At 72.2% G+C, this 13,053-nt stretch carries 14 protein-coding genes; 8 read left to right on the top strand and 6 right to left on the bottom strand.

Features of this window, described 5'->3' with window-relative positions; all coding sequences use genetic code 11:
- Nucleotides 1–166: 166 nt before the first annotated feature.
- Nucleotides 167–373: a hypothetical protein gene (locus QSK10_RS14210; protein ID WP_285663256.1), complete on the top strand. Its 207-nt coding sequence runs from the start codon at nt 167–169 to the stop codon at nt 371–373.
- A gap of 9 nt (nt 374–382) precedes the next feature.
- Here the strand turns inward: QSK10_RS14210 and QSK10_RS14205 are convergent, their stop codons facing one another.
- Complete coding sequence (locus QSK10_RS14205; protein WP_285663255.1) at nt 383–2,734, bottom strand: tetratricopeptide repeat protein; 2,352 nt, start codon at nt 2,732–2,734, stop codon at nt 383–385.
- Between the two features lie 205 nt (nt 2,735–2,939).
- On the opposite strand from QSK10_RS14205, the gene QSK10_RS14200 reads away from it, so the two are divergent.
- Both QSK10_RS14200 and QSK10_RS14195 read left to right on the top strand, forming a co-directional pair.
- A complete protein-coding gene (locus QSK10_RS14200) occupies nt 2,940–3,524 on the top strand; it encodes a hypothetical protein (protein ID WP_285663254.1) in 585 nt (194 codons plus the stop codon).
- Nucleotides 3,525–3,577: 53 nt separating this feature from the next.
- Complete coding sequence (locus QSK10_RS14195) at nt 3,578–4,252, top strand: GAP family protein (protein WP_285663253.1); 675 nt, start codon at nt 3,578–3,580, stop codon at nt 4,250–4,252.
- Between the two features lie 508 nt (nt 4,253–4,760).
- Here QSK10_RS14195 and QSK10_RS14190 read toward each other — a convergent pair.
- The 3 genes from QSK10_RS14190 to QSK10_RS14180 form a co-directional block, all read right to left on the bottom strand.
- Entirely contained in the window at nt 4,761–4,919 is a 159-nt protein-coding gene (locus tag QSK10_RS14190; RefSeq protein WP_285663252.1) for a hypothetical protein, read from the bottom strand.
- A 331-nt stretch (nt 4,920–5,250) separates the two neighbouring features.
- Nucleotides 5,251–5,925 (bottom strand): ABC transporter ATP-binding protein, encoded by a 675-nt coding sequence (locus tag QSK10_RS14185; RefSeq protein ID WP_285663251.1) that lies wholly within the window; start codon nt 5,923–5,925, stop codon nt 5,251–5,253.
- Between the two features lie 2 nt (nt 5,926–5,927).
- Nucleotides 5,928–7,361 (bottom strand): ABC transporter permease, encoded by a 1,434-nt coding sequence (locus tag QSK10_RS14180; RefSeq protein WP_285663250.1) that lies wholly within the window; start codon nt 7,359–7,361, stop codon nt 5,928–5,930.
- A 181-nt stretch (nt 7,362–7,542) separates the two neighbouring features.
- Here QSK10_RS14180 and QSK10_RS14175 point away from each other — a divergent pair, with 181 nt between their 5' ends.
- The 4 genes from QSK10_RS14175 to QSK10_RS14160 all read left to right on the top strand — a co-directional run bounded on the left by QSK10_RS14175 (nt 7,543) and on the right by QSK10_RS14160 (nt 11,272).
- Nucleotides 7,543–8,208: a response regulator transcription factor gene (locus QSK10_RS14175; protein WP_285663249.1), complete on the top strand. Its 666-nt coding sequence runs from the start codon at nt 7,543–7,545 to the stop codon at nt 8,206–8,208.
- Nucleotides 8,205–9,320, top strand: coding sequence for a sensor histidine kinase (locus QSK10_RS14170; RefSeq protein WP_285663248.1), 1,116 nt, complete (start codon nt 8,205–8,207; stop codon nt 9,318–9,320). The genes QSK10_RS14175 and QSK10_RS14170 overlap by 4 nt, the downstream gene beginning before the upstream one ends.
- A gap of 341 nt (nt 9,321–9,661) precedes the next feature.
- Complete coding sequence (locus tag QSK10_RS14165; protein ID WP_285663247.1) at nt 9,662–10,666, top strand: papain-like cysteine protease family protein; 1,005 nt, start codon at nt 9,662–9,664, stop codon at nt 10,664–10,666.
- Between the two features lie 9 nt (nt 10,667–10,675).
- Nucleotides 10,676–11,272: a hypothetical protein gene (locus QSK10_RS14160; protein WP_285663246.1), complete on the top strand. Its 597-nt coding sequence runs from the start codon at nt 10,676–10,678 to the stop codon at nt 11,270–11,272.
- Here QSK10_RS14160 and QSK10_RS14155 read toward each other — a convergent pair.
- Nucleotides 11,269–11,847 carry a hypothetical protein gene (locus QSK10_RS14155; protein ID WP_285663245.1) on the bottom strand — a complete coding sequence of 193 codons (579 nt, stop codon included), beginning with the start codon at nt 11,845–11,847 and terminating at the stop codon, nt 11,269–11,271. The genes QSK10_RS14160 and QSK10_RS14155 overlap by 4 nt on opposite strands.
- 77 nt (nt 11,848–11,924) lie before the next feature.
- On the bottom strand, nt 11,925–12,359 hold the full coding sequence (locus QSK10_RS14150) for a VOC family protein (RefSeq protein WP_285663244.1): 435 nt from the start codon (nt 12,357–12,359) through the stop codon (nt 11,925–11,927).
- 69 nt (nt 12,360–12,428) lie between these two features.
- Between QSK10_RS14150 and QSK10_RS14145 the strand changes: the two genes are divergently transcribed.
- On the top strand, nt 12,429–13,013 hold the full coding sequence (locus QSK10_RS14145) for a TetR/AcrR family transcriptional regulator (RefSeq protein WP_285663243.1): 585 nt from the start codon (nt 12,429–12,431) through the stop codon (nt 13,011–13,013).
- Nucleotides 13,014–13,053 lie beyond the last annotated feature (40 nt).

Below are 13,053 nucleotides of genomic sequence, written 5' to 3'. Positions count from 1 at the left end.
GACAAGGCCATCGTCGGCCCGCCCGCGCTCGCGCGGCAGTGCCCGAGGGCGCCTCTCGGCAGATCCGAAAGACCCCGGGACCTACGCCTCCGCCGACGCGGGCACTCGGCCCGTCGCCCCACCCGTGCCGCTCGCCTTACGTTGCGGATGAAAGGAGGTGGACCTCATGGGCATGATGTGGGGCTGGCACAGCGCCTTCTCGCCGATGATGGCTCCGTGGACGTGGTTCGGGTGGATGGCCGGCCTGGCCGTCTGGACCGGCGCGGTGGTCCTGGTGACCTGGGCGCTGACCCGGCATCCGGATTCGCGCGGCCGGCACGACGAGCGGCCACCGTCCACACCGCACGAACCACGGCGTCCCGACGACCGGTAGGACCGCGCCTCACACCAGCGGCGGCGGCTCCCCGGCCAGCTCGGCGGCGATCAGCGGCGTCTCCTCCAGGCGCAGCAGCACCTCGCGGGCCTGCGCGGCCACCGCCGCGGCCTCCTCGCCGCGTCCGGCGAGGGTGTGGACGCCGGTGAGCGCGCGCAGGGTCTGGGCCTGGCGCACCCGGTCGCCGAGCTCGCCGAAGATCCCGGCGGCCGTGGCCAGGTGATCGGCGGCCTCGTCGTGGTGGCCGAGGGCGGAGATCGCCACGCCGAGGGCCTGCGCGGCCGCGGCGGTGCCCCAGGCGTCGTCGTGCTCGGCGAACAGGCGCGCGGCCCGGCGGGCGTGCTCGACGGCTTCGCCCGCGCGTCCGGTCGCGGCGTGCACGACCGAGAGCCGGTAGTGGGCCATGGCGAGGGGACGGGTGGCGCCGATCGCGTGCCAGACCTCGCGGGCCTCGTGGAGTGCGGCGAGGGCGGCGTCGTGGTCGCCGGTGCAGGTGAGGGTGGCGCCGAGGCGGTTGAGGGCGGCGGCGATGGTGGTCGGATCGCGGTGGCCGCGGGCGAGGTCGAGGGCGGTGGTGTGGTGTTCGGCGGCGGCGGTGAAGTCGCCGAGGTCGCGGAGGTTGTTGCCGAGGTAGCCGAGGCTTTCGACGGCGTCGGCGACGGCTCCCCGCGACATCGCCAGCCGGTGGGCGACGCGGTGGTGCTCGGCGGCGCGCTGGAGCTGCTGGGTCTCGCCCGCGGCCAGGCCGAGGGTGCCGTGGCAGGCCATGCGCAGCCGGTCGTCGTCGGCGCGCTCGGCGACGGCCGTCAGCGCGGTGGCCAGGGTGCCCGCCTCGTGCCAGCGGCAGCGCAGGTCCAGGTACCAGTTGACGGCGTCGAGGAGGTCGCGGGCGGTCCCGGGCTCGACGGGGGTGGTGGTGACCAGGGCGAGGACGTGGTCGAAGTGGACGTCGAGCCAGGAGCGGGCGGCGGCCTGGTGGGCGTCGGCGGCCGCGCCGAGGGCGAGGAGACGCCCGTGGCGCGTGGCGGTGTCCAGGAGCCGGTCGCGGTAGGCGTCGCCCGCCTCCCGCCGCTCCTGCGCGGTTTCTTCGAGGCGGAGGCGGTGGGCGGCGTAGTCGGCGACGATGTCGTGGGCCTGGTACATCCCGACCGTCGCGGTGGGCGTGATGAGGCTGGCGGCGGCGAGCTCGGCCAGCGCGCGGGCTGCGTCCGGACCGCCGGTGAGCATCGCGGCGATGGAGGCGGTCACGCCGGGCCCCGGAGCGAGGTTCCAGCGGCGCAGGAGCAGCCGCGCGGCGGGTGAGAGCGCCTCGTAGGCGATGTCGTGCCCGGCGAGCAGCCCGAGATCGCCGCTGTCCAGGGAATGGAGCCGGGTGTCTGCGTCGCCGAGCAGGTCGGCCAGGTGCGACAGCGGCCAGTCGGGATGGAACTCACCGCACCGGAAGGCCGCCCCGCGCAGGGCCATGGGGATGCCGCCGCAGGAGTCGATGACGCGCTCGGCGGCCTCCGGCTCGGCCTCGCAGCGCCGCTCGCCGATCAGGCGGCGCAGCAGGATCCCGGAGGCGTCGCGGTCGAAGGGGTCGAGGCGGACGGCCTCGCTCACCGCGACACCCGCCAGCCTCCGTCTACTGGTGACCAGCACCAGCGCGGGTCCCTTGTGGGGAAGCAGCGGCTGGACCTGCGCGGCATCGCCCGCGTCGTCGAGGATCAGGATCGCCGGGCCGCGATGGGCCAGGAGCGTGCGCAGCAGCGCCGAGCGGCGCGCGGGCTCCTCGGGGATGTCGGCGTCGAGGACGCCGAGGGTGGCCAGCAGCCGGTGGGCGACGCGCTCGGCGGCCAGCGGCCGCCCGTTCTGGGAGAGCTCGGCGCGCAGGACGAGCCGGTAGCCGCTCAGCCGGTGCCCCAGCTCGACGGCCAAACTGGACTTGCCGACCGCCGGTGGCCCGTGCAGCAGCGCGATCACCGGGTCCGCTGCGGTCAGCGCCGACGCGGCAAGGGCGCGCAGGCGGGCGCGTTCGGGCTCACGGTCGGTGAAGTCGCTCATCGGCGGCGGGAGCGTGGCCACCGTCCCCACGCCCTGGACGCGCGCCGCGCGCAGGGCGTTGGCGCGGTCGCGCAGGCCGGTCAGCAGGCCCGGCGGGGCCGCGAAAAGCCGCTCGCACTCGGCCAGAACGGCCGCCGAGGGGCGCACCTTGGCGTTCTCGTAGTCGCTGAGGGTCTGCTTGGAGTAGTGAAGGTGCGCGTGCAGGCCCTGGAGACTCAGCCCCGCCCGGACGCGCCACTCGCGCATGGTCTCGCCCAGCAGCCGCCAGGCCGCCGACTCCGAGTCGGCCGAGATCGGCCCATCGACGCCGTCCGTCACAGATCCACGCCCCCATCGCCAGCGCCGGACCGGACTGTATCGCGACCGCCCCCACGGCGCATCCTCCGTCCACTCCGGACGTTTTCCGGACGCCCGACACGAGCACCGGCGGCGGTGCCGTCCCTACCGTGAGAGCGATCCTCCACTCCACATCGGACGCCGCCACCGTCCGATGTGGACCCACGCCGTCCCCGATTGGATCCCCATGTACCCGCCCCCTCCCCCACCTCTGCCGCGCACCCGCCCACCGGCACTGATCCTGGCCGTCACCATCGCCTACGGCATGTGCGCCGCGGCCCTGCTGGCCAACATCTGGACCATCGCCGCCACCGGCGCACCCGGCCGGCCCGGCGCCGACGCGCTCTACGACATGGGCGCCGATGCCGACGTCATCGACTCCTACCAGTCGGGGGCCGCCGTGGGCATGCTGCTGGCCCTCATCATCATCGCCGCCTACATCCTCCTGGCCTCATTCGTGCTCGCCGGACGCAACGGCGCCCGCGTCGGCATGTGGATCCTGGCCGGACTCGACCTGCTCTGCTCGGTCATCACGCTCATGCTCCGCGCGCCCGGCGGACAGGCCGGCCAGTACATCGACACCAACGCCGTCCTGGACGCCGAGGCCGCCGCCCGCCCCTTCCCCCTGCGCGTCTTCGACGACACCTGGATCCTGCTGGAGCCCGCCCTCGTCATCGTCATCGTGGTCCTGCTCGCCCTGCCCTCGGTCGGCGAGCACCTGCGCCGACGGACGTACACCCCGCCCCCGATCACCTGGCAGCGTCCACACTGACCGGTCCCGCGAATATGGGCCTAAGTGCATCAATCCCCGCATAGTGTCCAGGCATGGGCGAAACGATCGGCGAACTCCTGCCACTCGCCATCGGCGTGGCCATCAGCCCGGTACCGATCATCGCCGTCATCCTCATGCTCTTCGCACCACGCGCGACCGGAACCAGCCTGGGGTTCCTCCTCGGCTGGATCGCCGGGATCATCGCGGCCACCGCGCTGTTCGTGTGGCTGGCCGGGATCACCGACCTCGGCTCCGGCACGGGACCCTCGGCGGCGGTCTCCTGGATCAAACTCGCCCTGGGCGCCCTGCTACTGCTGCTGGCCCTGCGGCGATGGCGCGCCAGACCCGCGCCCGGCACCGAGGCCGCGCTCCCGACATGGATGGCCGCCATCGACGAGTTCACTCCCGCCAAGGCACTCGGGCTCGGCTTCGCCCTGTCGGCGATCAACCCCAAGAACCTCGCGATGTGCGCCGCCGCCGGCGTCACCATCGGCGGCGCGGCCCTGCCCGGCGGGCAACAGGTCACCACGGCCGCGATCTTCACGATCCTCGCCGCCTGCACCGTGGCCGTCCCGGTCATCGCCTACGCGCTCGCCTCGTCCGCGATGCGCGCACCGCTCGACCGGCTCAAGGCGTGGCTGCAGGGCAACAACGCCACCGTCATGGCCACGCTCCTGCTCGTCCTGGGCGTCGTCCTGGTCGGCAAGGGCCTGGGCGGGCTCCTGTGAGCCGGCCTCACACCTCCCGGAGCGGGACGCGCCCGCCGAGCAGCTGCTCGTTGTCGGCGGACTTGCGCACGCGCTCGGCCAGCGAGCCGTAGGCGTCCAGGTGCCCGCTGTCGGGCACCGCGTAGCAGGCGGCCAGGCGGCCTTTCGTCCCATGACCTGATCGACCCAGCCCGCCGGAAGGGGCACCCGCCCCGCCCAGATCACCCCACCGGGACGCCGGAGGGCGACCAGCACGTCCCCGCTCGCGCGCCGCTCGACGATGAGGCCCCACGCGAAAAGGTCCAGGATCCCGCCGCTGGCCGGATCGATCATGACCCGCCACCCCCACAGGCGAAAGAACTCCCAGGCGAAGAGCACCCGCGCGTCCCCCGGCCAGACCCGCACCGAGTACGGATCCAGGCGCAGCAGCACCGCCGGGCGGATGTCATCACCGCGGCCGAGGACGTAGACCGGCTCCGGGGCGGCGGTCAGCATCGGCGCCCCGGCCCGAGCCCGCCGAGGAGTCGCGTCATCTGGCGCTGCCCGTCATCGCCACCCGCCGGATCACCCTGGGCTCGGGCCGCGCGTCCGGGCACGGCCAGGGGCCGGTGCAGGCGCACATGCCGGTGAGGACCTTCTCGCCTTCGCGTTCGACGTATCGGTAGACGGGCAGGTGATGCTGCTTCATCACGCCTCCTCGGTACGGCCACTCGCGTGTGGGCTGTCGCGAGGGGCCCGCCCGTATGGGTCAGCGGACGAACGGGCCCGCAGCCGGGGTGCCCGACGCCCGCGGGCGTCAAGCGGGGGCCGCGGGCCGGGAGCGGGGCGTCACCGTGAATGCGGAGGTGGTCACGCAGAGTCCGATGCGGCGGCGTTCCTACTGGCAGCGACCCTCGGAGCATGGGGGCCGGGTGGCGGCGGTAGGGCCATCGGTCGGCCGGCATTCAGCGTCTGAGCGCTTCGTGCCGTCTTCACCGAAAGGCCCCGCCGGCGGGCGGGCCTTACTCGCGGCGGGGTGGTCAGCGCCGGGTCAGCTTCCCCCGCTTCAAATGCAGCACCTCATCGGAGGCGGCCGCGACCTGCGGTGAGTGCGTCACGATCACCACGCACTTGCCCTCCTCGTGGGCCAGGCGCCGAAAGACCTCGATGATCTCGGCGGCGGTGTCCTGGTCGAGGCTGCCGGTCGGTTCGTCGGCGAACAGGACGTCGACGTCGCAGGCGAGGGCGCGCGCGATCGCCACGCGCTGCTGCTGCCCGCCGGATAGGCGGGCGGGGCGCCTGCGGCGGTCGGTGTCGTCGATGCCGAGCAGGTCGAGGAGCTCATGGGCGCGTTTGCGGCGGGAGACGCCGCGGACGCCGGTGATCTCCATGGCGGCGGTGATGTTCTGCACGGCGGTGAGGTAGCCGAGCAGGTTCAGCTGCTGGAAGACCGTGGCGACGTGCTTGTTGCGGTAGGCGCCCAGGCCGATCTCGGCGACGTCGCGGCCGCGGAAGGACACCGTCCCCGAGGTCGGCGCGTCCAGGCCCCCGGCGAGGGCCAGCAGCGTGGTCTTGCCGCTGCCGGAGGGCCCCACCACCGAGTACACGCGGCCCTCCTCGAAGTCGCAGGTGACTCCCTTGAGGACGGTGCGGCGCTTGTTGCCGCCGGGAAAGGTCCGGACCAGGTCGGTGAGCCGCAGGACGGGTGTGGTCATGGTCAGTCGCCTTTCGTGAGGATCTCGCGGGGGCGCAGCCGCAGGACGCCGATGCCGGGGACGACGGTGGCCAGCAGCGCGATGCCGAGCCCGGCGGCGCCGACCTTGACGAGGTCGCCCGAGGCGAGGCGGATGTCGAGGCGGTCGACGGGATGGACGGCCGGTGCGTCCTTCTTTCCACCGCCGATGTCGCTGAGGTCGGGCGCGTCGGCGTCCTCGGCGGCCTGCGCGGCGGCTCCGGCGACCTCATTGGACAGCAGCGCGTCGCCGACGGTCTTGGACAGCAGCGGGCCCGCGCCGGCGGCGATGCCGATGGCCAGCAGCGCGCACGCGGTGATCTCGACGACGTGCTGGCCGAGGATGCGGGCCTTGCTCTCCCCCAGCGACATCAGCACGCCCAGCTCGCCGCGCCGCTCGCGCAGGGAGGAGGCGGCGATGAGGCCGACGATGACGAGCCCGGCGACCGAGACCAGCCAGACGGTGACGGTGGCGAAGTCGGCGGTCTCGCCGATGGGGCCGACGAGCGTCCGGTACTGCTTGTCGTTGACGCTCAAGGGGAAGACGGTGAGGTCCGCTCCGGCGGCGAGCGCGTCGGCCTTGAGGCGGTCGAGGTCGTCGGGGTCGCCGAGGGTGAAGGTGGCGCGGCGGACGACGCCGCCGCCGGTGGCCGGGTCCTTGCCCTGCAGGCGGGAGGCGCCGTCGATGGTGCTGTAGATCTGGTTGCCGGGCTCGGATCCCGGCGGGGTGTAGCGCTGGGAGTCCGACTTCTTCTCGTCGCGGTAGATCCCGGCGACGGTGTACTCGACCATCACATCGGTCGCCTCGGGGTTCCACTTACCGCTGGAGAGGGTGAACACGTCGCCGACGGCGAGGCCGTTGGCCTGGGCGAAGCGCTCCTCGATGAGCGCGCGGTTGCCGGTGTCGCCGGGCTTGACGCCCGTCCCGGACAGCAGCGTGCGGCTCCCGTTGCGGAACCCGGCCTCCTGCTCGGAGTCGCGCACGCCCAGGACGGGGAAGAACTCGGCGATGGAGTCCAGGTTCAGCTCCGGCGGTGGCGGGACGGCCCGGTAGAACCGTGCCGAGTCGGTCGGGGCGCCCGCGCCCTCGGAGACGTAGTTGTAGCCGGTGACCACGGGTGAGGAGCCGATCTTGTCGGCGAGGTCGCGGTGCAGGTCGCCGCCTGCGCCGATGAGCGAGGCTCCCGGGCCTCCCCCGCCGTCGCGGCCCTCCTTGGCCAGCAGCGCGTTCAGGTCGAGTTCCATGGTCACCACCGCGCCGACGCTGCGCTTGGCGTCCTCGGCGGCCCGCGCCGCGGCCGACTGGATGAGGAATCCCGAGAGCGACAGCGTGCAGATGACCAGGAAGAGCCCGGTGAGCAGCAGCGTCCGGCCGATGCGCACGCGCAGGTGCCACCAGGCCCGTTTGAACAGGTTCATCGTCTCCACTTCCGCAGGTGATCGGACGCAGACGTTAGGCGCGCGGGCGTATCGCGCGCGTTCGCCGGAGAGTGCGTCCGCGTGGGCTCTCATACACCGCTCACATACCCGCAGGCAGCCGCGCACACAGGCTCTGACCAGGCACTTCGGTTACCATGGCGGCCGAAACCGAGGAGGGCTCATGCGCGTACTGGTCGTGGAGGACGAGGAGATCATGTCCCGCGTCCTGGTCATGGGACTGCGCCGGGAGGCCTTCGCCGTCGACGCCGTCGCCGACGGCGAGGCCGCGCTGCGCCACCTCGCCTTCCACGACTACGACGCCATGGTCCTCGACCGCGACCTGCCGCTCCTCCACGGCGACGAGGTGTGCCGGCGGGCCGCCGAGCTGCACCCGTCCTGCCGGATCCTCATGCTCACCGCCGCCGGGCGCCTCGGCGACAAGGTCTCCGGGCTGGGCCTGGGCGCCGACGACTACCTGGCCAAGCCCTTCGACTTCCCCGAGCTCGTCGCCCGCCTGCGCGCCCTGCACCGCCGCGCCCCCGTCGCGCACGCCCCCGTCCTCACCTTCGCCGACCTCGCCTTCGACACCCACCGCCGCCGCGTCACCCGCGCCGGACGCGAGGTGCGCCTGACCCCGAAGGAGCTGGCCGTCCTGGAGCTGCTCATGCGCGCCGACGGCGGCGTGGTCGGCACCGAGTACCTGCTGGAGAAGGCCTGGGACGAGCACGCCGACCCCTTCACCAACGCCGTGCGCCTGGTCATCCACACCCTGCGCCGCAAACTCGGCTCCCCGCGCCTGGTGCACACCGCCGTCGGCGCCGGATACCGCCTCGGGACCGACGCGTGAAGCGCCGCCTGAGCATCCACGCGCGCCTGTTCCTCGGCTTCGGGATCACCCTCACGATCGCCGGGATCCTCATGGTCGCCATCATCTATGTGGCGATCCGCTTCATCCCCTCCTACCAGCTCGGCGAGAGCACCCCCATGTCGCCCGGGACGCCCGTCGCCACCGGCGAGGTCGACCCGGCTTATGCCCGCTACGCCCACACCGTCGAGATCCGCAGCAAGGAGGACGTGTGGGCGACCGTGCTGACCAGCTCCGTGGGTGCACTGGCCGTCATCGTCTCGGCCGGGCTGGCCGCCGGGTGGATCGTCTCCCGCCGGTCCCTCTCGCCCCTGCGCGCGGTCGGACGCGCCACCGCGCGCGCCGCCGGCGGCGACCTCGGCCACCGCATCAACGCCATCGGACCCGGCGACGAGCTCAAGCACCTCGCCGACGACTTCGACGCCATGCTCGCCCGCCTCCAGCGCTCCTTCGACGCCCACCGCCGCTTCGCCGCCAACGCCTCCCACGAGCTCATGACGCCCCTGGCGGCCAACCGCGCGATCCTCCAGGTCGCCACCCCGGAGTCCTTCGCCGAGCTGATCCCCATGCTCACCGAGACCAACGAACGCAACATCGCCGTGGTCACCGCCCTCCTCGACCTCGCCGCCGCAGAGCACGCCCAGCCCGGCGCCGAGCCGGTGGACCTCGCCGCGCTCGCGGCCGAGACGGCGGCGTCCCTGGCGGGCGAGGCCTCCGGTGTCGCCATCGAGGTCGAGGCCGAGGACGGCGTCACCGTGGGCGGGGACGCCGCGCTGCTGCGCACGCTGCTGGCCAACCTCGTCCGCAACGCCGTGGCCTACAACCGTCCCGGCGGGCTGGTCTCGGTGGCGGTCATGTCCGACGGCGATGAGGTGGTGCTGGAGGTGGACAACACCGGACCGCTCGTCGACCCGGCCACCGTCGAGCGGCTCTTCGAGCCCTTCTACCGTCCACAAGGACGCGTCACCGGACACGCGCGCGGACTGGGCCTGGCCATCGTCCGCGCGATCGCCGCCGCCCACCGTGCGAGCCTTATCGCCGAGGCCAACCCGGACGGTGGCCTGCTCGTCCGGCTCCACCTGCCGAGACCATGAGCCCGCCCGCCGCAACGTGTCCGGCGGCGAACAATCCCGTCCCGGCGCATTGTGCACCGAAACGATTGGCGCGAATCCCCGGCGGGACCTTGTACCCATTGCATCGCCGTGTTAACGAACCGTAGCGTGAGCTTTACCGAACAGGGACGGCGACAATCGAATAAAGCTTCGACAATGCCGAATGCGCGACCCCAGCACGCGCTCATTCGCACCTCCGCGCGGCGCCTCCACCACGCCGCACGGAAAGGAAAAACGCGCACCACTGGTCGCGATTTCGGCCGCCCTCGCCCCTGTGTCACCGCAGCCCAGTGACACCACCCTCTCCACGGAAAGGGGCCAGAATGCCATTATCAGCAGCCGACCTCGCCACGATCGGCGACATTCCCATCACCATTCGATCCACCGCGTTCACCAATGTCTACCTGCGCCTGGACGGTACTGGAGTCACCGCGTTCAGCGGCTCCGGCGCGGGAAAGGTGAACTGCCAGTTCAGCGCCGGATCACCCGGCCCGTATGAGAAGTTCCGGCTCCGCAAGCAGGCCGACGGAAGCTACGCGCTCGAATCGGTGGCCTTCCCGAACGTGTACCTGCGCCTGGACGGGACCGGAGTCGTCTCGCAGACCACCGGCGGCGGCGGAACGGTCAACTGCCAGTTCGGCGCCGGATCATCCGAGCGGTTCAACCTCACCGCGCAGGCCGACGGGTCCTTCTCCATCGAATCGACGGCCTTCACCAACGTCCAGCTGCGCATGGACGGCACCGGCGTCACCACGACCACCGACGCCGGAGGCGGGCGGGTCACCGCCCAGTTCGGCGCCAGCGGCGGCATCCACGAGAAGTTCTACCTCGCCCTGTCCGACCAGCGCCTGGACTTCGCCGAGCAGCACCAGCAGCAGACCCAGTGGTGCTGGGCGGCGACATCGGTCAGCATCACCGCGTTCTACGAGCCGGCCACCACCTGGACCCAGTGCAAGCTCGTCAACGCCGAGTACGGCCGCGACGACTGCTGCGGCGCCGCGGGCTCCGGAGTCAACTGCAACAAGCCCTGGTACCCCGACCTCGCGCTGCGCCGCATGAACCACCTCAACCAGTACATCAAACGCGCCCTCACCCTCGGCGAGATCGGCGTCGAGCTGGCCAAGTCCGCGCCCTTCTGCGTGGCCACCTACTGGCAGGGCGGCGGCGGGCACGCCGTGGTCATCCGGGGCCGGTTCGTGTCCAACGGCGTGGAGTACCTGACGGTCTCCGACCCGTGGGACGGCGAATCCGACGTCACCTACGACAACTTCCGCAACAAGTACAAGGACAGCGGGACCTGGGGCAACACATACACCACGAAGGCCTGAGGAGCGCGCATGCCGTTACATCTGCCCGAACCGCCGCAGGTCGTGCCCGACCGGATCCGCACGAAACTGCATGAGTTCGCCGACGGGAAGAAGTTCTCCACCAAGGCGCTGCGCGGCGCCCGCAAGGAACAACTCGACATGTCCACCCCGCATCGCGTCTACACGATGAGCCTCGACGACGTCGCCTCCGGCGGCGGCCTCGACCGCGCCCGCGCGGGCGGCTGGCGCTACCTCATCGAGGACGGCGGCCAGCTCATCGCCAGCGCCGAGGCGACCCAGACCGCCGACGGCGAATTCGAGCTGTCCCAGTTCACCGAGGGACCGTTCGTCGCCGCCACCGACAAGGCAGTCAAGGCCGTCCGGAAGCTGCCCGCCCTGGTCGCGGACGGATTCGAGCTGCGCCTCCTGCGCGTCCCCGCGCTGTACATGATGGCGCTGTGGCTGCACTCGGCCGCCGCCGACCTGATGGTGCCCCTCGCGCCGTCACCGATCGGCAAGGACGGCAAGGCCATGCCCGCCGCGGAGTTCTTCGGCGATCTCGCCGGAGAGGTCCGCCCGGCGGCACAGCCCGGACCGCCGGAGGCACAGGGGCCCCGGATTCCCTAGTGGACGATGCGAGGGGACGGCGGACGGGCCGTCCCCTCGCCTCTGCCCGGCTGGCGGGTGCGGCGCCGGTAGGACCAGGTGACCAGGCCCAGCAGCGGCCCCCACAGCACCAGCGGCGCGTAACAGGCGTACATCACCGCCAGGTGGATCCCCGTCAGCCCACCGTCACCTTCAACGAAGAAGGCCAGAAGCGCCTGGCTGCCCCACAGCAGCGTCATGACCACCGCGCCGATCACCGCCGGGACGATCGCGGCCATCGGCCGCACCGGCCTCCCGCCAATGAACGGAATCCATTGCGGCACCACCAGGCCCCAGTCGCGCACCAGTCCGAGGGTCATGAACGCGGCCAGCTCACCGAGCAGGCTCAGCCCGATCATGTACGCCGTCCCCCAGCCGGGCGAGTGGTAGTCGGCGCGCAGGGTCTCGGCGCTGAATCCGACGGGGATCCCGATCGCCATCGCGATCCGCCACAGACTCGCCGGTAGTACACACAGGACGGTCAGGTGCGCGGCACGGACGGCCCAGCGCGGGGCGGGCGGGATCGGCGTGACGGGCGGGATGAGCGTGGCGGTCATGGATCCAGCCTCGCCGGACGGGCCCGCCCGTCCCTCCCGCGCGATGGTGGAGCACGTCCCCCGGGCGGGGGAACCGCCTACTCGACCGCCACACCCTCGGCGTAGGCGGCGGCGTACTCACCACTGGGCGCGATGTTGGTGATCACGTCGATGAGGACGCCGTCGGGCGCGGCGACGATGAAGTGGCGCTGCCCGAAGTCCTCACTGCGCAACGGCAGCTCGACGGTGAGCCCGGCCCCGTCCACCAGCCGCGCGTACTCGGCGTCCACATCGGCCACCTCGAAGTTCAGCACCAACCCACCCCGCAACGGCCGCCGGTAACCCTCCGGGACCGTCGGGTGCGACGGGTCGAGCAGCGCCAGCTCGAAGGCGGGCGCGTCCGGGCGGCGCAGGCTCACGTACCAGTCGGCCTCGAAGGTGATCGCGAAACCGAAGTGGCCGACGTAGAAGTCGCGGGCGGCGGCGACGTCGGAGCTGGCGAGGACGGGGTAGAAGCCCTGGAGAGCGGTCATGGCGAACTCCTCAATTTGACATACCCAAGGTATGTGAACTCCGCCGAGACTAACTGGCATACTCTCGGTATGTCAATCCGGGCCCAGCAACGCGAGCAGACCCGCACCGCCCTCCTCACCGAGGCCCGCCGCCGCTTCGCCGCCGACGGCTACCACGCCGTCGTACTGGAGGACGTCGCCAAAGCCATCGGCGCCACCAAAGGCGCCGCCTACCACCACTTCGGCAGCAAACAAGGCCTCTTCACCGCAGTCGTCCGCGCAGCCCAGACCGAACTCGGCGAACGCGTCGCCCACGCCGCCGACGCCATGGCCGACCCCTGGGACTCCCTCCTCGCCGGCTGCCGCGCCTTCATGGCCGCCGGATCCGACCCCGGCATCCGCCGCGTCGTCCTGGAGGACGCACCCGCCGTCCTCGGCTGGAACGAATGGCGCGCGATGGACGAGTCGGCCTCCGTCACCCACCTCACCGAAGCACTCGCCGAGCTCATGGACGCCGGCCTGCTGCGCCGCGTCCCACTGCCCGCACTGTCGCGCCTGCTGTCGGGGGCGATGAACGAGGCCGCCCTGTGGCTGGCGCAGGAGCCATCGCCCGACGGGCTCGACGAGTGTGTGGCGGTGCTCGAAGGGCTGCTGGCCGGACTGCGGACGGGGTGAGCGGGGACGTCCAGGCCGCGATCACACCCACGTCCGGTCA

The organism is Actinorhabdospora filicis (genome assembly GCF_030269765.1).
Taxonomy (GTDB): domain Bacteria; phylum Actinomycetota; class Actinomycetes; order Mycobacteriales; family Micromonosporaceae; genus Actinorhabdospora; species Actinorhabdospora filicis.
This window is presented reverse-complemented; position numbering and strand designations above follow the sequence as displayed.

Excerpts from the sequence above, each read along its gene's own strand:
- QSK10_RS14210 (WP_285663256.1), top strand. The coding sequence starts at position 167 with ATGGGCATGATGTGGGGCTGGCACAGCGCCTTCTCGCCGATGATGGCT.
- QSK10_RS14200 (WP_285663254.1), top strand. The coding sequence starts at position 2,940 with ATGTACCCGCCCCCTCCCCCACCTCTGCCGCGCACCCGCCCACCGGCA.
- QSK10_RS14195 (WP_285663253.1), top strand. The coding sequence starts at position 3,578 with ATGGGCGAAACGATCGGCGAACTCCTGCCACTCGCCATCGGCGTGGCC.
- QSK10_RS14190 (WP_285663252.1), bottom strand. The coding sequence starts at position 4,919 with ATGAAGCAGCATCACCTGCCCGTCTACCGATACGTCGAACGCGAAGGC.
- QSK10_RS14185 (WP_285663251.1), bottom strand. The coding sequence starts at position 5,925 with ATGACCACACCCGTCCTGCGGCTCACCGACCTGGTCCGGACCTTTCCC.
- QSK10_RS14180 (WP_285663250.1), bottom strand. The coding sequence starts at position 7,361 with ATGAACCTGTTCAAACGGGCCTGGTGGCACCTGCGCGTGCGCATCGGC.
- QSK10_RS14175 (WP_285663249.1), top strand. The coding sequence starts at position 7,543 with ATGCGCGTACTGGTCGTGGAGGACGAGGAGATCATGTCCCGCGTCCTG.
- QSK10_RS14165 (WP_285663247.1), top strand. The coding sequence starts at position 9,662 with ATGCCATTATCAGCAGCCGACCTCGCCACGATCGGCGACATTCCCATC.
- QSK10_RS14160 (WP_285663246.1), top strand. The coding sequence starts at position 10,676 with ATGCCGTTACATCTGCCCGAACCGCCGCAGGTCGTGCCCGACCGGATC.
- QSK10_RS14155 (WP_285663245.1), bottom strand. The coding sequence starts at position 11,847 with ATGACCGCCACGCTCATCCCGCCCGTCACGCCGATCCCGCCCGCCCCG.
- QSK10_RS14150 (WP_285663244.1), bottom strand. The coding sequence starts at position 12,359 with ATGACCGCTCTCCAGGGCTTCTACCCCGTCCTCGCCAGCTCCGACGTC.
- QSK10_RS14145 (WP_285663243.1), top strand. The coding sequence starts at position 12,429 with ATGTCAATCCGGGCCCAGCAACGCGAGCAGACCCGCACCGCCCTCCTC.